This window comes from Paenochrobactrum sp. BZR 201-1 (genome assembly GCF_044987585.2).
Lineage (GTDB): Bacteria > Pseudomonadota > Alphaproteobacteria > Rhizobiales > Rhizobiaceae > Paenochrobactrum > Paenochrobactrum pullorum.
The window spans coordinates 101,447-122,989 of sequence record NZ_JBJDRZ020000004.1 but is presented as its reverse complement, the minus strand read 5'-3'; the positions used below and the strand labels follow the sequence as shown (position 1 = coordinate 122,989).

Genomic DNA, 21,543 nt, shown 5'->3' with positions numbered 1-21,543 from the left:
CTTGCCAGTGAAGACGTCAAATAAAAGCTCTGCACCAGTTTGACGGAGTTTGTCCAGTATAAACGCGTGCCAAAATCCACCATTGACATACTCCCCCATAGTATATAGTTTTTTAGTATCAAGCTTTAAAGGGCTTTCACATCATGCCGCACACACCGGAAGAGAAAAAACGCGTCATCACCCGCCTGCGCCGCATCAAAGGTCAGGCGGAAGCGCTGGAACGTGCGGTTGATACAGGCACGGAATGCGGTGCTTTATTGCAGCAGCTTGCAGCCTTGCGCGGTGCAGCCACCGGATTAATGGCGGAAGTGCTGGAAAGCCATTTACGTGAAACTTTTGGCGCAGCCAGTGCTGATGCAGGCAAAGCAGTGCCGCTTGAAAAAGCCGAAGCCGAAATTGACCAGATCATGCGGATCATCCGCAGCTATTTAAAATAAAAATCAATAATCCGCGAGGAGAAGCAAAAATGAAATCACGCGCAGCTGTGGCATGGGAAGCAAATAAGCCGCTAACCATCGAAACTATTGAAATCGGCGGCCCGAAGCCGGGTGAAGTGCTGGTGGAAATTATGGCGACCGGTGTTTGTCATACCGATGCCTACACCCTTTCCGGCCTTGACTCGGAAGGTAAATTTCCGGCCATTCTCGGCCATGAAGGTGCGGGTATTGTCCGCGAAGTTGGTGCAGGTGTGACCACTTTGAGACCGGGCGACCATGTCATTCCGCTTTACACACCGGAATGCCGCTCTTGCAAAACCTGCCTGTCGCAGCGTTCCAATCTTTGCACCTCCATCCGAGCCACCCAAGGCCAAGGGCTGATGCCGGATCGCACCAGCCGTTTTTCCTGCGACGGTGGCGAGATCTTCCATTATATGGGTTGCTCGACCTTCTCCAACTTCACTGTTTTGCCGGAAATCGCATTGGCAAAAGTGCGTGAAGACGCACCTTTCGACAAAATCTGCTATATCGGCTGTGGTGTTACCACCGGTATCGGCGCTGTGATTTACACCGCAAAAGTACGTCCGGGATCCAATGTGGTGGTGTTCGGCCTTGGCGGCATCGGCCTTAATGTTATTCAAGGTGCGCGCATGGTTGGGGCCGACAAGATTATTGGTGTCGACATCAATCCGGCAAAAGTGGAAATGGCGAAGAAATTCGGCATGACCGACTTCATCAACCCGCGCGAAATCGGTAATGACAAAGTGGTACAGGCCATTCAGGATTTAACCGACGGCGGCGCGGATTATTCATTTGATGCGACAGGTAATACCGATGTGATGCGTCAGGCGCTCGAGTGCTGCCATCGTGGCTGGGGTGAATCAATCATCATCGGCGTGGCGGAAGCCGGCAAAGAAATTTCTACCCGTCCGTTCCAGCTTGTCACCGGCCGCGTCTGGAAAGGCACAGCATTTGGTGGCGCGCGTGGCCGCACCGATGTGCCGAAAATCGTTGACTGGTACATGGAAGGAAAGATCAATATTGATGATCTCATCACCCATAAAATGCCTTTGGAAGAGATCAACACCGCTTTTGATCTGATGCATGAAGGCAAGTCCATTCGTTCGGTGATTACATTCTGATGACGCAAAAGCACTTCACCTCTCATTGGGGCGAGCTCGACGATCTGACACCGCGCGCAGTTTATACCATGCTGAAGCTGCGCGTGGATGTTTTCGTGGTCGAACAGAATTGCCCCTATCCGGAAATTGACGGCAAAGACTATGATGCCTTCCATTTGCGCCTGTTGGATGGTGACGAACTTGCAGCCTATTTGCGGGTTCTACCACCGGAAAGCGAAGGCAAACCGGTCAAAATCGGGCGCGTTGTGGTGGCAGAAGGTTATCGCGGTCACAAACTCGGGCACCGCCTGATGCAAGAAACAATAGAATTTATACAAAAGCGCTTCCCTCATCAAGTGACAGAACTTGGCGCACAAAGTCATTTGCAGAATTTTTACGGCTCATTTGGCTTTATTCCGATATCGGATGAATATCTCGAGGATAATATTCCGCATATCGACATGCGCCTAGCCCCACATATCTGATGACAATCAAGCAGCGCCATTTTTTAACTAGAATGGCGCTCTTGTTCATACAGTTTTTGCTTTGGAGGAATATCTATGGAAACCATTTCAACAACCAAAGCCTTTGGCGGCACACAAGGCGTCTATCGTCATAAAAGCGAAGCCTGCCAATGCGATATGACATTTGCAATTTTTTTGCCACCACAGGCCGAACAAGGACCTGTACCGGTTTTATGGTATCTTTCCGGCCTCACCTGTACCCATCAAAATGTGATGGATAAAGGCGAATATCGCCGCATGGCTGCAGAACTGGGCATCGCTATTATCTGCCCCGATACCTCGCCACGGGGCGAGAATGTTCCGGATGAAAAAGACAACTGGCAGTTTGGCCAGGGTGCCGGTTTTTATCTTAATGCCACCCAAGCCCCATATGATAAAAACTATCAGATGGAGCGCTATATTAGCCAAGAACTACCCGCACTGATCGCGCAGAACTTTCCGGTTGATCTCACACGTCAAAGCATTTTCGGCCATTCGATGGGTGGGCATGGCGCCATTATCATCGCGCTTAAAAATGATGGATTGTTCAAATCGGTTTCAGCTTTTGCGCCAATTGCCCAGCCCTCCACCGCCGGATGGTCAAAGCCTGCCTTTGAGAAATATTTAGGCTCCGACCAATCACAATGGCGCTCTTACGACAGCACACTTCTGATTGAAGATGGCCACCGTGTACCGGAACTGCTGATTGATCAAGGAACGGCTGATGGTTTTCTTGATGATGGTTTGCGCCCTTGGATATTGGAAGAAGTTTGTAGAAAAGCCAACATTCCGCTGACGCTCAATATGCGCGAAGGTTATGATCATTCTTATTATTTTATTTCCACATTCATGGATGATCATTTGCGCTGGCATGCGGCAAGACTATTTGCGTAAACTACAATTTCAAAATTCTCAAAGCCCCTCAACATGGTTGTTCAGGGGCTTTTTTCATGCGTAAAAATTATCCGGCTCTGACGTTTTTACCGGTACAACAGTGCTTTTGTTGAAAAGAAGCATAAATCCTCAAAAAACACGCTAAAAGTGATGAGAAATCCACTTAAATCGTGGCTATAAATTTGGAGAAAACGGCGCGAGAGCCTATATTGAATTCATATATGTCGTATGATTCGACAAGGTAATTTGGTGCGGCTTTTTCAAAGATGTACCGGAAACCATTATCGTAACAGATAATCGAAAGTTTTTCATGACCGAGACACCAGAGATGACCCCTGAAGCAACTCCGGATTATGGCGCTGACTCTATCCGGGTGCTCAAAGGCCTCGATGCCGTGCGTAAACGTCCTGGCATGTACATTGGCGACACAGATGACGGCTCCGGCCTGCACCATATGGTGTACGAAGTCGTTGATAATGCTATCGACGAAACACTTGCCGGCCATGCAACACTGGTCACAGTAACACTCAACGCCGACGGTTCCTGCACCGTCACCGATAATGGTCGTGGCATCCCGACCGACATCCACAAAGAAGAAGGCGTTTCTGCTGCCGAAGTTATCATGACCCAGCTTCACGCGGGCGGTAAGTTCGACCAGAACTCCTATAAAGTTTCCGGCGGTCTGCATGGTGTGGGTGTTTCTGTTGTGAACGCCTTGTCGGAGTGGCTGCGCCTGAAAATCCGCCGTGGCGGCAAAATCCATGAAATGAGCTTTACACACGGCGTCGCCGATGCACCGCTTATCGTGACCGGCGATGCAGGCGATGAAAAAGGCACCGAAGTATCCTTCATGCCATCGACCGACACATTTACCATGGTCGAGTTTGACTATGAAACTTTAGAGCGGCGCCTGCGTGAATTGGCGTTTTTAAACTCCGGTGTGCGCATTCTTCTCACCGACAAACGCCCTGCCGATCATCGCATGGAAGAGCTCCATTATGACGGCGGTTTGCAGGCTTTTGTGCGCTATCTGGATCAGAGCAAAAAACCGATCATTGAAGAGCCGATTTATATCCACAGCGAGAAAGACGGTATGACCGTTGAAGTTGCAATGTGGTGGAATGATACCTATCACGAGCGGGTTTTGTGTTTTACAAACAATATTCCGCAACGTGACGGCGGTACACATTTGGCTGGCTTCCGTGGTGCGCTGACCCGTCAGCTGACCGGCTATGCGGAAAGCTCCGGTATTGCAAAAAAAGAAAAAGTCACGATGACCGCCGATGATTGTCGTGAAGGCTTGACCGCTGTTCTTTCCGTCAAAGTGCCTGATCCGAAATTCTCGTCACAGACCAAAGACAAGCTGGTTTCGTCAGAAGTGCGCCCTGTTGTGGAAAGCCTCGTCAATGAAGCGCTTTCAATCTGGCTGGAAGAACATCCGACCGAAGCCAAATTGTTGATGAGCAAAATTGTCGAAGCAGCAGCAGCGCGTGAAGCAGCACGCAAAGCGCGTGATCTGACCCGCCGTAAAGGCGCGCTGGACATCACCTCGCTGCCAGGCAAACTTGCCGACTGTCAGGAACGTGATCCGGCTAAATCAGAAATCTTCATCGTTGAGGGTGATTCTGCCGGTGGTTCCGCCAAGGGTGGCCGTTCGCGTCAAAATCAGGCGATTTTGCCGCTACGCGGTAAAATCCTCAATGTGGAACGTGCCCGTTTTGACCGTATGCTTGGCTCCGATCAGGTCGGAACGTTGATTACAGCGCTCGGCACCTCGATTGGTAAGGACGAGTTCAATCCGGACAAATTGCGCTATCACAAAATCATCATCATGACTGACGCGGACGTCGATGGTGCACATATCCGAACCCTGCTTTTGACCTTCTTCTTCCGTCAGATGCCGGAACTGATCGAACGTGGTCATATTTATATCGCCCAGCCTCCGCTTTACAAAGTAACGCGCGGCAAGAGCTCGCAATATATCAAGAACGAAGCAGCCTTTGAGGATTTCCTCATTGAAACCGGCCTTGAAGAAGCATCCCTTGAATTGAAGGGCGGCGAAGTGCGTGCAGGTCACGATCTTAAAAATGTGATCGAAGATGCGCGCATGTTGCGCCAGCTTTTGCAAGGTTTGCACACACGTTATGATAAGCGCGTTGTGGAACAGGCAGCCATTGCCGGTGTTCTCAACCCTGAATCGGTTGCCAATGACGAGAGGACGCAGGCCTCTGCCGATGCAGTGGCCAAGCGTTTGGATTTGATTGCAGAAGAAACCGAACTTGGCTGGACTGGCCATATCCATGAAGATGGCGGTTATCGTTTTGAACGCACATTGCGTGGCGTAAAAGATATTCTCGTGCTTGATATGAGCCTGATTGGCTCTGCTGATGCGCGCCAGATCGACCGCCTCACCGAGCGTTTGAAGGAAGTTTATGCCGAACCACCGATCTTGCGTCGCAAAGACAAGAGTGAGGAAGTTTCCGGCCCGATGTCACTTCTGGATGCAGTTTTTGCCACCGGCCGCAAGGGCTTGAGTTTGCAGCGCTATAAAGGTCTTGGCGAAATGAACGCCGAGCAGCTGTGGGAAACAACTCTTGATCCAAATGCACGTTCGCTGTTGCAGGTGAAAGTCACAGATGCCACCGACGCGGACAGCCTCTTCAGCCGTCTGATGGGTGACGAAGTGGAACCACGCCGCGAATTCATTCAGACCAATGCGCTGAATGTGGCCAATCTGGACGTTTAAGCTTGGCTGAAATACCTATTAAAATAAAACCGGAGCCAACATAGCTCCGGTTTTTTTTATGCTCTTAAGTGCCAATTTTAATGACAATAAAAAAGCCCACCCGAAATGTTTCGGGCGGGCTTTTCATTATTCTAAATGTCGAAGTTAAGCCTCAGAGATTTTTAGAGCGTTTCGCACTTAATCGCACTCAATGTGTTCGCTCTAAAACTTTGTTTTAAGCATGTCTTTATCCCAAAACCGGCGCCCACTTTTGGGAGACATGCTCTTAATCCTCGCGGCGCGGTTTCTTTTTGAAAGAACCTTCACCGTCTCTTTTGCCACCCTTTGGCTTGTCCCAGCCACCGCGCTTAGGACCATCAAAAGATGGTTTGCCACCGAAACGGTCGCCCTTAGGCTTAAAACCGCGTGGTTTGAAATCGCCGTCATCACGACGTGGTGCAGCAACGCCACCATCATTGGCCTGACGAATGACCAGACCTTTTTCACCGGTTCCGTGCTCTTGCACATTTTGGAAAAACTCACCGGATTTTTCGGTCAGAATTTCAAAACGGGTTTCATTATCCAGAATGCGGATAGAGCCAACTTCACGCTTGGTAATACCGCCCGCTTTACAAATCAAAGGCAGCAACCAACGCGGATCAGCGCGGTGTTTACGACCAGCTGAAAGCGAGTACCAAACACCATCAAAACGTGGACCACGTTCCTGACGCTCGCCACCAAAGCGGTCGCCACGTTCGCCACGGCCACCACGATCGCCGCGATCATTACGGTCATTACGGTCATTACGTTCGAAACGGTCATTACCGCGGCGGTTTTCCAATGGACGGATCTGTGCATCGGACAATTCTTCCGGCACAGGACGCAGAGACAATTCGCGAGCCAGATATGCACTGGCGATCTGTTCCGGCGTGTAACGTTCCTGCAAGGTTTTCAGAAGATCGTGATGCTCTTCATCCAAAGCCTCGACCTGCTCAACTTCGTTAAGGATACGCTCGTTGTTCTTGGCCTGAACCCCGGCAATACCTGGTGCCGGCATTGTTTCGGCGCTCAGTTTTGCCATTTGCAACAAACGCTCAGCCGAACGGCGGCGAGAGAAAGGCACAACAAGAACACAAGTTCCCTTACGACCCGCACGACCGGTACGGCCGGAGCGGTGCAGCAAAGTTTCAGGGTTGGTCGGCAATTCAGCGTGGATCACCAAATCCAGATTTGGCAAATCAATACCGCGAGCAGCAACGTCAGTTGCAACGCAAACGCGGGCACGGCCATCACGCATGGATTGCAGCGCATTGTTACGCTCGGCCTGACTCAACTCACCGGAAAGGGCTACAACCGCAAAACCACGGTTAGACAAACGGCTTGCCAAATGCTTGACTGCTTCACGGGTGGCGCAGAAAATAATTGTATTTTGTGCATCATAATAAAGCAGCGTATTGACGATGGCGAGGTCGCGCTCATGTGGCGGCACAACCATGGCTTTATATTCAATATCCACATGCTGGCCAGCTTCACCGGCAGCAGTGATGCGCAATGCATCACGCTGAAAGCGCTTGGCAAGCAATGCGATTTGTTTTGGTACTGTGGCCGAGAACATCAATGTGCGGCGGTCTTCCGGCGCTTCACCCAGAATGAATTCCAGATCATCACGGAAACCAAGATCAAGCATTTCGTCGGCTTCGTCAAGCACAACAGCTTGCAGCGTCGACATATCAAGTGCATTGCGGGTGATATGGTCGCGAAGACGACCGGGTGTGCCGACCACAATATGGGCACCCTGTTCCAGCGCGCGGCGCTCAGAACGGATATCCATACCGCCAACACAAGAGGCAATACGTGCACCGGTCTGGGCATAGAGCCATTCCAGTTCACGACGCACCTGCAAAGCAAGCTCACGGGTTGGTGCAATAATCATTGCCAAAGGGGTGCGCGCCGCACCAAAACGTTCTTTACCGTCCAAAAGCTTGGCAGCAATAGCAATACCAAATGCAACGGTTTTACCGGAGCCCGTCTGGGCAGAGACTAAAAGGTCAGTATCGGCCGCTTCGGGTGCCAATACTGCCGTTTGAACGGCAGTAAGCGAGGCATAACCACGAGCGGCAAGAGCGCCGGACAGAGCCGGAGCGATTGTTTCAGGCAGGGACATGAATGACTTTCGAAAAAAGAATTCCACATCCGGGACGCAAAGATCGCCTTGGCACGACGGATACAGAAAACAAATTGGTTACGTTCTCCCTAAAGGGTACAGCGCCCGTGGTCAACCTTGCTCATGCTTAGTGTGCCTCATCCCAGTTATGCGCTGCACGCGCATCTACCTGTAACGGAACCGAAAGAGACACTGCCGGCATGGCAGCATTTTCCATAATATCGCGGATCACCGGTATGGTTTTTTCTACCTCTTCTTCAGGGGTTTCAAAGATTAATTCGTCGTGCACCTGCAAAAGCATCCGTGCCGACAGACCCACCGCATCAAGAGCATCTTCCATGCGCACCATCGCACGGCGGATAATATCAGCAGCAGAGCCCTGAATTGGCGCATTAATGGCAGCGCGCTCGTTAAAAGCACGGATTTGCGCATTAGACGCTTTAATTTCAGGGTAATGCGCGCGGCGGCCGAAAATGGTTTCGACATAGCCATGTTCACGCGCAAATTCCTTGGTCGCATCCATATAATCACGAATTCCAGGAAAACGCACGAAATAAGTTTTAATATATTGGCTCGCCTCTTCACGCGAAATCGACAATTGATTGGCAAGGCCAAAAGCCGAGATACCATAAATGATGCCGAAATTGATAGCTTTGGCGCGGCGGCGCACTTCAGACGGCATGCCTTCCACCGGCACACCAAACATTTCAGAAGCCGTCATGGCATGAATATCAATACCATCGGCAAAGGCCTGTTTGAGTTGTGCAATATCCGCCACATGGGCAAGCACGCGCAATTCAATCTGGCTATAGTCGGCAGAAATCAGCTTATTGCCTTGCTCAGCCACAAAAGCGGTTCTGATTTTGCGGCCTTCACTGGTGCGCACCGGAATATTCTGCAAATTCGGATCCGATGACGACAAGCGCCCTGTGGTGGTTGCAGCCATCGAATAAGATGTATGCACGCGCTTGGTTTGCGGATTAATAAAGCCCGGCAGCGCATCCGTATAGGTAGATTTTAATTTGGTAAGCTGACGCCAATCAACGATTTTGCGCGGCAACTCATGGCCTTCTGCGGCCAAATCTTCCAATACTTGCGCCGAGGTTGACCATTGGCCGGTTTTGGTTTTTGCGCCACCCGGCAGGTTGAGCTTACCAAACAGTATATCACCAAGCTGTTTTGGTGATGCAATATTGAGCTTTTCACCGGCCAGTTCGTAAATTTCTTCCTCATATCCGGCGGCTGCTTGTGCCAATTCACCTGAAAGACGCGACAATATCTGGCGATCAACGGAAATGCCGCGCTCTTCCATCCGCGCCAGAACAGCAACCAGCGGACGTTCCAGACGTTCATAAACGGAAGTCAGTCCATCAGCAATGAGGCGTGGCTTCAACACCTGCCACAGACGTAAAGTAACATCAGCATCTTCGCCGGCATAGGCGGTGGCTTTTTCCAGATTGACCATATCAAAGGTGACGGCATTTTTGCCAGTGCCGGCAACATCTTTATAGACAATGGTTTTATGACCCAACCAGCGCTCGGCCAGTGCATCCATGCCATGCGCATTGGCACCCGCATCAAGCACATAAGACAGCAACATCGTATCATCAAAAGACACGATATTGACGCCGTAGCGGCGCATGATCAGCCAGTCATATTTCATGTTCTGCGCAATTTTCAGCACAGATTTATCTTCCAAAACCACCTTCAGCGCTTGAATGGCAGCATCGAACGGGATTTGGTTTTCAACCAATCCGCCGCCCAGCAAATCATCCTGACCGGACTTATGTTGCAACGGCACATAACCTACTTTGCCGCTTTCAAGAGCGATAGAAAAACCAATCAGATCAGCCTGCATCGGATCAAGCGAATTGGTTTCGGTGTCAAAGGACATCACGCCTTTTTCAAGCGCTTCATCGAGCCAGCTTTCCAACAATTTTAGATCACGGATACAGGTATAGGATGATGTATCAATCTTTTTCGTCAGTGCTTGACCTATGCGCGACGCCACCAGATCGGACGGCATACCGCCTGCGACCGCTGCGGCAGACCCGGCATTATCTGCATCAGCTGCTGTCACTGCCGTGCCCAAATCCAGATCAGGTCCACGGGCATCCGCGCCCCATTCGGTTTCCACATGACATGGTTCGACCACAGACGCATCCGTATCAGTTGCATCCGCCACACGGCGAACCAATGAGGTAAATTCCATCGCCTTCAGGAAGCTGATCAATTTTGGCCCGTTTTGCGGCTCAAGTACAAAAGCATCCAGATCAACATCCACCGGCACATCGGTGCGTAATGTCACCAGTTCACGCGCAATTTTGGTCTGCTCGGCATAAGCGATAATATTCTCACGGCGCTTATTTTGCTTGATCTCGCCAGCACGCGCCAGCAATGTATCAAGATCGCCATATTCTTCCAAAAGAAGAGCGGCGGTTTTGGGCCCGATTCCCGGAATGCCCGGAATATTATCGGTGCTGTCACCGGTCAATGATTGCAGATCAATCATTTTTTCCGGCGGAACGCCCCATTTTTCAATCACTTCCGGAATAGCAATCTGCTTGTCTTTCATCCCGTCATACATCCACACTTGTGGCGAAACGAGCTGCATCAAATCTTTATCCGACGAAACAATTGTTACATCGCCGCCAGCTTGCGTTGCATGGCGGGCATAAGTGGCAATCAGATCATCCGCCTCAAAGCCTTCTTTTTCGATGCAGGGCAGATCGAAAGCGCGCGTTGCCTGACGGATAAGCCCGAATTGCGGGATCAAATCTTCCGGCGGTGCGGTACGATTAGCTTTATATTCCGGATAAATTTCATTGCGGAAGGTTTTCGACGAATAGTCAAAAATCACCGCAAAATGCGTCGGCACTACGCCCAAATCCGTGTCGCGGGCATCTTTTAAAAGCTTCCACAACATGTTGCAGAAACCCGACACCGCGCCAACCGGCAAACCATCAGATTTGCGCGTCAGCGGTGGTAATGCATGGTAAGCCCGGAAAATATAACCCGAACCGTCGATGAGAAATAAATGATCGCCTTTTTTCATGGCTCAAAGTCTTAAAGCAATCTGCCGCGAAAAGAAATAAAACCTTGATAATCTCCATGCCCCATCCACGCATATGATTATTATTTTCAAAAAACACGCAAAAACGACGCTGAAATTTCGTAATTTTGCCCTTGAAAGGACATGATTCCATGGTCAATTCATTTTCATCAACGCACTGTTGATCGTCAGCTTTCCCCCCAACTAAAGCTGACCAAAGCCGTTTCCCCCACCCCTTTCGGGAAATGTGCAACTTGAGAGTATGACCGTTGTGGCCTTCCCCCTCGCCACGACGGTCAGTACATTTACCCATTCCCTTAAAGTCTTAAGACCCGACACGCGCTTTCATCCTTGCAGCACAATGATACGATGCTGTAGTGTGCCTTTACTTCATTTCGCGTCCAAATCTGGTTTAATGTCCAAACCGGATTTTACACCAAGTCAGGCTTAGCAATGTCCACAATCGCTCTCGATCCCGTTTTGTCGCATATTGATACCAGTTTTGACGCCAGCGTCGAACATTTGTTCGATTTGTTGCGCATCAAATCCATTTCCACCGATCCGGCTTTCAAAGCCGATTGCCGCCAAGCCGCCGAGTGGCTGGTCAAAGACCTGCAATCCATCGGCTTTGAGGCAAGTGTTCGCGATACACCGGGGCATCCGATGGTTGTTGCCCATCATGAAGGCCCCTCAAGCGATGCACCACATGTGCTTTTCTACGGCCATTATGATGTGCAGCCTGTTGATCCGCTCAATCTTTGGGAAAATGATCCGTTTGCACCTGCCGTCAAAGATTTGGGCAATGGCCGCAAAATCATGACCGGTCGCGGCACCTCGGACGATAAAGGCCAATTGATGACCTTTGTTGAAGCTTGCCGCGCTTATAAAGCCGTCCATGGCAAATTGCCGGTTAAAGTCACCCTTCTGTTTGAAGGCGAAGAAGAATCCGGTTCACCATCATTGAAGCCGTTTTTGGAGCAAAACAAACAAGAACTGAAAGCCGATTGCGCGCTCGTTTGCGACACCTCGATGTGGGATATCAACACACCGGCTATTTCGGTAGGCTTACGCGGTCTTGTAGGCACGGAAGTTACCATTTTTGCAGCTGACCGCGACCTTCATTCCGGCTTTTTCGGTGGCGCTGCGGCCAACCCTATCCATATTTTGAGCAAGATCATTGCCGATATTCATGATGAAAACGGCCATATCACTATTCCTGGCTTTTATGACGGCGTTGAAGAAACTCCATCACAAATCCTGCAATCATGGGACAATCTCGGTCGCACAGCTGAAAATTTCTTAGGTCCTATTGGTCTTTCCCAGCCAAGTGGCGAAAAAGGCCGCAGTATTCTGGAGCTGACATGGGCGCGCCCGACTGCCGAAGTCAACGGCATCACCGGCGGCTACACAGGCGACGGCTTCAAAACCGTTATTGCTGCTCAAGCTTCTGCCAAAATCTCATTCCGCCTTGTACATAAACAAGATCCGGAAAAAATCCGCGCCGCTTTCCATCAGTTTGTTCTCGACAGATTGCCAACCGATTGCCGCGCAGAATTTTCCGATCACGGCGGCTCACCTGCCATTCAACTGCCTTACGATTCCTCCCTCGTCAACAAAGCTAAAGACGCATTGTCCGACGAATGGCCAAATCCGGCAGCTCTCATCGCTATGGGCGGCTCCATTCCAATCGTTGGCGATTTCGACACTTATCTGGGCATGGAATCGCTGCTCGTCGGCTTCGGCCTTGAAGACGACCGTATCCACTCACCAAACGAAAAATACGAAATCACTTCCTTCCATAAGGGGCAGCGCTCATGGGCTCGCATTCTAAACGCCCTGGCACAAAAATAATCCCCGCAAAGAAACGGCATGCAATGACTATTCGCTTTCACAAAAACGATCTGCCTGATTTAAGCAATTATCAGGTGGATTCCGTTGCCATCGACACCGAAACACTGGGACTTAATCCACTGCGCGACCGCCTATGCGTGGTGCAGATTTCGCCCGGTGACGGTACTGCCGACATCATCCAGATTGAAAAGGGGCAAAAACAGGCACCGAACCTGATGAAACTTTTGAGCGATGACAACATCACCAAAATTTTCCACTTCGGCCGTTTTGATATTGCTGTTCTTTATCACACATTCGGCGTGATGCCGCTGCCGGTTTTCTGCACCAAAATTGCTTCAAAACTGACCCGCACCTATACAGACCGCCACGGCCTGAAGGAAATTTGCGGCGAGCTGCTGGATGTTTCGATTTCCAAGCAACAGCAGTCATCGGATTGGGCGGCAGAAATCCTGTCGCAAGCTCAGTTGGAATATGCAGCCTCGGATGTGCTTTATCTGCACCGCCTCAAAACCATTCTTGAGCAGAGACTGGAACGCGATGGCCGTAAAAACCAAGCCGCAGAATGCTTCAAATTTCTGCCGACCCGCGCAGAACTTGATCTGATGGGCTGGGATGAGCAGGATATTTTCTCGCACGCCTGATTTATCTGCATCTCAATTCAACTAGAGCGTGTCGCACTTAATCATATCCACTGTGCTCGCTCTAGCGTTTTGTTTTTACGCATGTCTTTATCCCAAAACCGGTGCCCACTTTTGGGAGACATGCTCTAGAATCAGCAAAAGGTGACAGCGCGAAAGCTTTGTCGCCTTTTTCATTTTAATATTTTATTCCATCAAACCTATATTTCCAATAATACTTATTTTATTAAAAATAAACAAATATTCATTCATATAAATCAAATATAATAATATATTAAAAGCAACAATCCATGATGTGTTACTTTAATACTACATACATATACAGGTTATCATGAGACGATGTCTTCATTATCTACCCTATACATTATTTCACAATTGAGGTTTTCATGAAAAAATTACTTATAGCATCTACACTTGCATTAACCACTGCCAATTATGCTCAGGCAGCCGATGCCATTATGCATCACGAAATCGTGCCCGTTATTGACTACGGACACTCTTGGACAGGCGCTTATTTAGGCTTCCAGACTGGTTATCAGAATGGCAGCTTCAAAGAACGCTTTGACGGTCAGCATCACACGCGCAACAGTTCCGACGGAGTGTTAGGTGGAATTTATGGCGGTTATAACTTTGAATTCTGGAATAATATGATTCTCGGTATTGATGCGGATTTAACCTACAATAGCGCGCGCCAAAACCTGATCTATACTGCGGTTATCGATTCCACTACATCACAAGATTTCAATCATGAAAGCAAGCTGGAATGGTCAGGTGCTGTACGCGCACGTCTTGGCTTTGCGATGGATCGCTGGATGCCCTACCTCGCCGGTGGTATTGCCTTCGCTCAAGTAAAAAATTCGCTTTATGACACAAACTTCAATTATCAAGACGCTAACTCCACCATGACCGGTTGGACAGCTGGTGTAGGTGTTGATTACGCACTTGCCAGCAATACAGCACTGCGCCTTGAATATCGCCACACAGATTATGGCCGCAAAACCTTTGCCATTGATAATTTTGAATACAAAACCAAGCTTAAAACCGACGAGGTTCGCATCGGGGTTGCCTATCGCTTCTAAGGCGTGATCATATTCACGTTCCTTGAAGTCTGCTCTGACCAATGCCTCCATGGTCAGGGCAGGTTTCACTCATTACCAATCAAGCGGGGCAAACAATAAATCCGGTTACAATCTTTACCCCCCTTTAAACCGCCGCATTTATCATACAGAGCAGACAAAAATTATTAGCCGGACAGAATCTGATCACGTATGTCGTCACGCAAAAATAACAACAATCGCATTGAGCCGAGCTTTGGTGGTTCAAAACAAAAAAATGGCCATGATGATTTTCGTGCTGACGAAAGTGATCGCACATCTGGCAGACGCACGCCGCAACCGAAACAAAAAGGCAAACGCTCAAAGAAAAAGCCTGCCGGCTTTTGGGGCAGATTGCGCCGGTTGATTTACTGGTTAATGGTTCTTGGCCTTTGGGGCGCCATCGGTTTTGCCGGTGTACTGGTTTATTTTGCCGCTAAAATGCCACCGACAACTGATTGGGAAATTCCTGACCGTCCACCAAATGTCAAAATTCTCGATGCCAACGGCAATCTGATCGCCAATCGCGGCACAACGGGTGGTGAATCTGTAGGCTTACATGAAATGTCGCCTTATATTCCGCAAGCCGTTGTCGCCATTGAGGACAGACGTTTTTACTCCCATTTCGGTATTGATCCGATTGGCCTTGCTCGTGCAGTGGTAACCAACATCACCAAGGGGCGCGCAGCACAGGGCGGCTCCACCCTGACCCAGCAGTTGGCTAAAAACCTGTTTCTTTCACCTGAGCGCACCATCGAGCGTAAGGTGCAGGAAGTCATGCTCGCTTTATGGCTTGAGCATAAATATACCAAAGACCAGATTTTGGAGATGTATCTCAACCGCGTTTATCTGGGTTCCGGTGCTTTTGGTGTCGATGCCGCTTCAAGACGTTATTTCGACAAATCCGCCCGTGATGTCACGCTTATTGAAGCAGCTACTCTGGCTGGCCTTTTAAAAGCCCCTTCCCGTCTCTCGCCTGCACGTGACCCGCAAGCTGCCTCCGACCGTGCCAAACTGGTGCTGGCCGCCATGCGTGAACAAGGCATGATCAACGATACCGATAAAGCCATTGCTGAAAGCGAGCCGCCAACACGCGCCGCCAGCTATTGGCAAGGTTCGGAAAACTATGCCGCAGACCGTATTGTCGGTTCATTGAAAAGTCTGATCGGCGATGTGCATGACGACATCACGGTTCAGACCACCATCGACATGAACCTGCAACATACGGGCGAGGAAATCATTCGTGATCTGATTTCGCAAAACAAAGACAAAATGCAGGTTTCACAAGGCGCACTTGTCTCCATTGATGCAACAGGCGCTGTGCGCGCCTGGATTGGTGGCTATGATTACGCCGCCAGCCAGTTTGACCGCGCAAGTGACGCCCGTCGTCAGCCCGCTTCTGCATTTAAACCTTTTGTCTATCTGACCGCTCTTGAACAAGGACGCACACCGGATTCCGTTCGCAATGATGCACCGATCCGCATCGGTAAATGGACACCGGGCAATGACAGCGGTAAATATATGGGTGAAGTGACACTTGCCACCGCCCTTTCCCATTCGCTCAACTCCGTTTCGGCGCAATTGGTGATGGAAGTCGGCCCGCAAGCGGTCATTGATACAGCCCATCGTCTCGGCATCCAATCGAAGCTTGCCGACAATGCTTCGCTGGCACTTGGCACCTCCGAAGTATCCTTGGTGGAACTCACCGATGCTTATGTGCCATTTGCCAATGGCGGCTATAGTGCGCCTCCCTTTATGATTGAAAAAGTTACAACCAATGACGGCACCGTGCTTTATCAACGTGACAATATTTTAGGCCCACGCGTTATTGATGAACGCAATATCGGCATGATGAACGCGATGCTCAGCCGTACCGTTGAAGACGGTACCGCCAAGCGCGCGCAATTCGGTTGGCCTGCTGCGGGTAAAACCGGTACCGGACAAAACTTCCGCGATGCATGGTTTGTCGGCTATACTTCAAACCTTACCACCGGTGTTTGGTTTGGCAATGATGACGGTAAATCGATGAAGCGTGTTTTCGGCTCCACTTTGCCGGTGACCGCATGGAAAAGCTTCATGACCGCCGCGCATAAAGGCGTGCCGATTACACCGCTTCCCGGCTCCTATCATATCGAAAATATCGTACCGGGCGGAAGCGATAATATGCCCGATATTGATGCGCCATTCGGCAGTTATGACGGCCAGAATGTGCCACAGGATGATGATGGCTATTGGCCACCAGCACCTGAAACCACACAGCCAAATGCCGCTATTGATGACAACGCACCGGCACAACCGGCAAATAAACCAACCACATTGCTCGATATCATTATGGGCAATTAAAATAGCAACCTATAAAAAAACCAAAGACTGCGCCCATCAGGACGCAGTCTTTTTTATGCGCTGAACAATTAGCGGGACAAAGTGCGCGACAACGCATCTTTCCAACCCGAAATCTTACGCGTCCGCTCCATCTGATCCATTTTAGGCGCAAAACGACGCTCAAGCGCCCATGTTTGGGAAAACTCATCAGCGCCGGCCCAAAGACCCGCCTTGGAACCGGCAAGCCATGCCGCACCCAATGCTGTTGTTTCAAGAATTTCAGGGCGATCCACCTCGACATTGAGAATATCGGCCAGACGCTGCATGGTCCAATCCGAAGCCACCATGCCGCCATCGACACGAAGCACGGTTTGCGAAGCATTTTGCCAGTCTTTTTGCATCGCCTGCAATAAATCAGCGGTTTGATAGGCAACCGATTCCAGTGCAGCGCGGCAAAATTCGGCGGGGCCTGTATTGCGTGTCAAACCATATATCGCACCACGCGCATCCGCATCCCAATGCGGCGCACCAAGGCCAACAAAAGCCGGAACCAGATAAACATCCTGATGCGGATCAGCATCATCTGCAAGCTTGCCCGACTGATCGGCGCTTTCAATAATTCTCAAACCATCGCGTAACCATTGCACTGCCGCACCGGCAATAAAAATTGACCCTTCCAGTGCATAAGCGACTTTGCCGTTCAAACGATAAGCAATCGTGGTCAAAAGCCGGTTCTTTGAGCGCACAATATCTTCGCCGGTATTAATCAGTGCAAAACAACCAGTGCCATAGGTTGATTTAACCATACCTGGTTGAAAACAAGCTTGCCCCATCAAAGCGGCATGCTGATCGCCCGCAACACCAAGGATTGGGATTTCCGCTCCTAAAATTTCGGCGCTTGTGACGCCAAAATTATCAGCGCAATCTTTTACCTCCGGCAGCATTGCCTGCGGAATATCAAATAGCTTTAACAGCTCGTCATCCCAAGTCTGCTCAGCAATATTGAACAGCTGCGTACGCGAGGCATTGGTGGCGTCGGTCGCATGAACTTGCCCCCCCGTCAGTCGCCAGATTAAAAAACAATCAATAGTGCCAAATAGTAATTCGCCTTTTTCGGCGCGCACTCTGGCATTGCGGACATTATCTAAAATCCAGCGGATTTTGCTTGCCGAAAAATATGGATCAAGCAACAAACCCGTTTTGGAAACCACCATCTCCTCGTGGTCGCTATCGCGCAATTGCGAGCAAAACAAAGCAGTTCGCCTGTCTTGCCAGACAATCGCATTATAAAGTGGGCGACCGGTATGTTTGTCCCAAACAACCACAGTTTCGCGCTGATTGGTTATGCCGATGGCAGCAACTTGACCGGCCTCTATATGCGCGTTGCGGATGGCTTGACGGCTTGTTTCCACAACGGTGCGCCAGATATCCTCCGGATCGTGCTCGACCCAGCCGGATTGTGGAAAATGCTGTTCAAATTCTTCCTGTCCCACACCAACAACGCGCCGCCTTTGATTGAACACAATACTGCGTGTTGATGTTGTTCCCTGATCAATTGCCAATATAAATTTTTGCATATGGCCTCCATAAAGAATGCCAAACTACGGATTAACGGTGAGATGATCAATAAGTCTACTCGAATTCCTTTAATCAATAGGTTATTCAAGGTTGAACAGTGAGGCAATTATGAGTGAATCAGAGCGTAAAACTCTTGTATTGACCGGCGCCAGCCGAGGTATCGGCCATGCTACCGTCAAACGTTTTTCCAAAGCCGGATGGCGGGTTATCACCTGCTCGCGGCAGGATTTTTCCGAAAATTGCCCGTGGCCTGCGGGGCCTGAAGACCATATCAAAATTGATCTGGCCGATGCAGAAGATATCGGGCGCGGAATTGGCGAAATTCGTCGACGCCTTGAGGCGCAAGGAAGCCGGTTGCATGCACTCGTCAACAATGCCGGTATATCGCCCAAAGCCGAAGGCGGGCGCCGTCTCAACTCGCTGGAAACCCCGATGCAGATTTGGCGTGATGTCTTTCAGGTCAATTTCATGGCTCCGATCATGTTGGGACGCGGCCTTTTTAAAGAATTGGAAGCGGCACAAGGTTCCATCGTCAACGTAACCTCTATTGCCGGAAGCCGTGTGCATCCTTTTGCCGGCACCGCCTATTCCACCTCCAAAGCAGCGCTTGCAGCCCTCACCCGCGAGATGGCTTCGGATTTCGGTCCGCACGGCATTCGTGTTAATGCAATTGCACCGGGTGAAATTGAAACATCCATTCTCTCGCCCGGTACCGAAAAGCTGGTAGACCAGCTGCCATTACGCCGTTTGGGCCAGACCTCGGAAGTTGCCGAAACAATTTATTATTTGTGCTCCGAAGCCTCGTCTTATGTCACCGGCTCTGAAATCCACATTAACGGCGGACAACACGTCTGATTATTTATAAAACAGGGGGACAACATGATCCTGTGCTGCGGCGAAGCTTTGATTGACATGATTGCGGAGATTAATGAAGCTGGCGAACCCGTTTTCAAGCCTCATGCGGGTGGTGCAATTTTCAATAGCGCCGTTGCCATTGGCCGCCTTGGTGCGCCTTCCGGCTTGCTCACCGGCCTCTCATCCGATTTTTTCGGTGACGTGTTGCGTGGCACCATGGCCGCATCCAATGTCAGTGACAAATACGCTATTCCATCCGACCGCCCGACAACACTTGCCTTCGTTCGCCTTGTCAATGGTCAGGCATCCTATGCTTTTTATGATGAAAATACCGCAACCCGCCTGCTGCATATCGATGATATTCCAGCTTTGGATGACGCTGTGTCGGCCTTGCTTTTTGGCGGCATCAGCCTGATTTCCGAACCATGCGGCAGCACTTTTGAAGCGCTGATGATGCGGGAAAAAACCAAACGGGTCATTATGCTTGACCCCAATATCCGCGCCAATTTCGTTCAAGACCGCGACGCCTACCTGTCGCGTCTCAACCGTATGATCAAACATGCCGACATCATCAAATTATCGGATGAAGATTTAGGCTGGTTTGCCAGCGAAGACAATCAAGATGCCAAGATTGATGAATGGCTTGCCCAAGGCGTGAGACTTATTATCATTACCCGCGGCGCCAATGGTGCGGATGCTTATACACCGCATGGCAAATTATGCGTGGCTGCGCAAAAAGTGAATGTCGTTGATACAGTCGGTGCCGGCGATACCGTCAATGCCGGTATTTTAGCAAGCCTCCACAGCCAGCAGCTTTTAAACAAGCAAGCTGTTGCGAAACTCTCCGACATGGCCATTTTGCAAGCTCTGCGCCTTGGTATTAATGCGGCATCAGTGACGATTTCCCGTGCAGGAGCCAATCCACCTTGGGCGCATGAGCTTTAACAATCAGCTGTGCGGGATCATTAAACCCGCACCAGATGGTCGCTGCGCTCTTCGTTGCCGAAGAATTTAATATAGCGCTCCACTTCTGCCGGATCGCCGGTGGCCTTCTGGATATTGTCCGACAATTTTACTGCCTGACGGCCATTGGCATCAATCACTTTGCAAACCAGCGAAATGGCTTTCAAGCCATCAATACTGTTTGGCGCGCATCCGGCAAAATCATTGGTTAGGTTCGTGCCCCAACCAAAGCTCATCCGCACGCGATCTTTAAAATGATGGTAGGTTTCTTCAATCGTATCCACATCCAAAGCATCGGAAAAAATCAACATTTTCTCACGCGGGTCTTTGCCGTGTTCTTTCCACCATTGAATAATACGCTCACCACCTTCAATCGGCGGAGCGCTGTCAGGACGGAAACCTGTCCAATCCGCCACCCAATCAGGTGCATCGTGCAAAAATGCAGCCGTACCGAATGCATCCGGCAGCACAATTAAAAGATTGCCGCCATAATAGCGGTTCCAGTCCTGTAAGACGCGGTAAGGAGCGGTACGTAGTTCTTCATCCGTATTAGCAAGGGCTGCAAGCACCATCGGCAATTCATGCGCGTTGGTGCCAAGCGCTTCCAGATCGGTATCCATCGCCAGCAACACATTGCTGGTGCCAGTGAAAGAATCGCCGATACCTTCTTTCAAAGCTTCCACACACCAGCGCTGCCACAGGAAAGAATGGCGGCGGCGGGTACCGAAATCCGATACTTTCAGGTCCGGCAATTCACGCAACCGCTCGACCTTGCTCCACATTTTAGCTTTCGCACGGGCATAAAGCACATCAAGTGCGAAAGGCCCTAAATTCTTCATCGCGGCGCGCGAGCGCATTTCATTGATGATGGCAAGGGCCGGAATTTCCCACATGGTGGTGTGTGACCAAGGCCCGTGGAAATTGAGCTCATACTGACCATCACGGCGGATCAGTTCATATTCCGGCAGTTGGAAATCCTGCAGCCAATGCAGAAATTCCGGCTGGAAAATCTGCTTGCGGCCATAAAATGTATTACCGGCCAGCCAGATCATTTCCTTCTTTGAAATGCGCAACGTGCGGGCATGGTCTAGCTGGGCGCGTAATTCGCCTTCATCAATCTCGTCAGCCAAACGCACGGTTTTGGTACGGTTGATCAGCGAAAAAGTTGCATCAACTTTCGGATAGAGCCCCCAGATCATTTGCAGCATAAGCAGTTTATAAAAATCCGTATCCAGCAGACTGCGGACGATCGGATCCAGCTTCCATGCATGGTTATAAACACGCCGGGCAATATCTGTTCTGGCCATAACGGCTCCCATTCCACTTAATAATTTGGCTAAGCATTA

At 50.1% G+C, this 21,543-nt stretch carries 15 protein-coding genes; 11 read left to right on the top strand and 4 right to left on the bottom strand.

Going from position 1 to position 21,543, the window contains the following annotated elements; translation table 11 throughout:
- Positions 1 to 143: 143 nt before the first annotated feature.
- The 5 genes from ACI0FR_RS02380 (at position 144) to gyrB (ending at position 5,701) form a co-directional block, all read left to right on the top strand.
- Positions 144 to 437, top strand: coding sequence for a metal/formaldehyde-sensitive transcriptional repressor (locus ACI0FR_RS02380; protein WP_374829079.1), 294 nt, complete (start codon positions 144 to 146; stop codon positions 435 to 437).
- Between the two features lie 29 nt (positions 438 to 466).
- A complete protein-coding gene (locus ACI0FR_RS02375) occupies positions 467 to 1,579 on the top strand; it encodes an S-(hydroxymethyl)glutathione dehydrogenase/class III alcohol dehydrogenase (RefSeq protein WP_374829078.1) in 1,113 nt (370 codons plus the stop codon).
- Positions 1,579 to 2,043 (top strand): GNAT family N-acetyltransferase, encoded by a 465-nt coding sequence (locus tag ACI0FR_RS02370; protein WP_404907275.1) that lies wholly within the window; start codon positions 1,579 to 1,581, stop codon positions 2,041 to 2,043. The genes ACI0FR_RS02375 and ACI0FR_RS02370 overlap by 1 nt, the downstream gene beginning before the upstream one ends.
- A gap of 75 nt (positions 2,044 to 2,118) precedes the next feature.
- Positions 2,119 to 2,955 (top strand): S-formylglutathione hydrolase, encoded by an 837-nt coding sequence (fghA, locus tag ACI0FR_RS02365; protein WP_404907273.1) that lies wholly within the window; start codon positions 2,119 to 2,121, stop codon positions 2,953 to 2,955.
- 310 nt (positions 2,956 to 3,265) lie between these two features.
- The gene (gene gyrB, locus ACI0FR_RS02360) at positions 3,266 to 5,701 is read left to right on the top strand and encodes a DNA topoisomerase (ATP-hydrolyzing) subunit B (RefSeq protein ID WP_374829075.1); all 2,436 of its coding nucleotides are present in this window, start codon (positions 3,266 to 3,268) and stop codon (positions 5,699 to 5,701) included.
- Positions 5,702 to 5,966: 265 nt separating this feature from the next.
- Here the strand turns inward: gyrB and ACI0FR_RS02355 are convergent, their stop codons facing one another.
- Both ACI0FR_RS02355 and polA read right to left on the bottom strand, forming a co-directional pair.
- The gene (locus ACI0FR_RS02355) at positions 5,967 to 7,844 is read right to left on the bottom strand and encodes a DEAD/DEAH box helicase (RefSeq protein WP_404907271.1); all 1,878 of its coding nucleotides are present in this window, start codon (positions 7,842 to 7,844) and stop codon (positions 5,967 to 5,969) included.
- 127 nt (positions 7,845 to 7,971) lie between these two features.
- On the bottom strand, positions 7,972 to 10,899 hold the full coding sequence (gene polA, locus ACI0FR_RS02350; protein ID WP_374829073.1) for a DNA polymerase I: 2,928 nt from the start codon (positions 10,897 to 10,899) through the stop codon (positions 7,972 to 7,974).
- A 450-nt stretch (positions 10,900 to 11,349) separates the two neighbouring features.
- Here polA and ACI0FR_RS02345 point away from each other — a divergent pair, with 450 nt between their 5' ends.
- From ACI0FR_RS02345 to ACI0FR_RS02330, 4 genes are all read left to right on the top strand, one after another.
- Positions 11,350 to 12,747, top strand: coding sequence for a M20/M25/M40 family metallo-hydrolase (locus tag ACI0FR_RS02345; RefSeq protein ID WP_404907269.1), 1,398 nt, complete (start codon positions 11,350 to 11,352; stop codon positions 12,745 to 12,747).
- A 23-nt stretch (positions 12,748 to 12,770) separates the two neighbouring features.
- Positions 12,771 to 13,388, top strand: coding sequence for a ribonuclease D (locus tag ACI0FR_RS02340; protein WP_404907268.1), 618 nt, complete (start codon positions 12,771 to 12,773; stop codon positions 13,386 to 13,388).
- A gap of 383 nt (positions 13,389 to 13,771) precedes the next feature.
- Positions 13,772 to 14,464, top strand: coding sequence for an outer membrane protein (locus tag ACI0FR_RS02335; protein ID WP_374829070.1), 693 nt, complete (start codon positions 13,772 to 13,774; stop codon positions 14,462 to 14,464).
- Between the two features lie 189 nt (positions 14,465 to 14,653).
- Entirely contained in the window at positions 14,654 to 16,822 is a 2,169-nt protein-coding gene (locus ACI0FR_RS02330; protein ID WP_374829069.1) for a transglycosylase domain-containing protein, read from the top strand.
- A 68-nt stretch (positions 16,823 to 16,890) separates the two neighbouring features.
- On the opposite strand, the gene glpK is transcribed toward ACI0FR_RS02330, so the two are convergent.
- On the bottom strand, positions 16,891 to 18,378 hold the full coding sequence (glpK, locus tag ACI0FR_RS02325; RefSeq protein WP_404907266.1) for a glycerol kinase GlpK: 1,488 nt from the start codon (positions 18,376 to 18,378) through the stop codon (positions 16,891 to 16,893).
- 109 nt (positions 18,379 to 18,487) lie between these two features.
- Between glpK and ACI0FR_RS02320 the strand changes: the two genes are divergently transcribed.
- Both ACI0FR_RS02320 and ACI0FR_RS02315 read left to right on the top strand, forming a co-directional pair.
- Positions 18,488 to 19,234, top strand: coding sequence for an SDR family NAD(P)-dependent oxidoreductase (locus tag ACI0FR_RS02320; RefSeq protein WP_374829067.1), 747 nt, complete (start codon positions 18,488 to 18,490; stop codon positions 19,232 to 19,234).
- Positions 19,235 to 19,258: 24 nt separating this feature from the next.
- Complete coding sequence (locus ACI0FR_RS02315) at positions 19,259 to 20,179, top strand: carbohydrate kinase family protein (protein ID WP_404907264.1); 921 nt, start codon at positions 19,259 to 19,261, stop codon at positions 20,177 to 20,179.
- A gap of 20 nt (positions 20,180 to 20,199) precedes the next feature.
- Here ACI0FR_RS02315 and pncB read toward each other — a convergent pair whose 3' ends face one another.
- Complete coding sequence (gene pncB, locus ACI0FR_RS02310; RefSeq protein ID WP_404907262.1) at positions 20,200 to 21,504, bottom strand: nicotinate phosphoribosyltransferase; 1,305 nt, start codon at positions 21,502 to 21,504, stop codon at positions 20,200 to 20,202.
- Positions 21,505 to 21,543 lie beyond the last annotated feature (39 nt).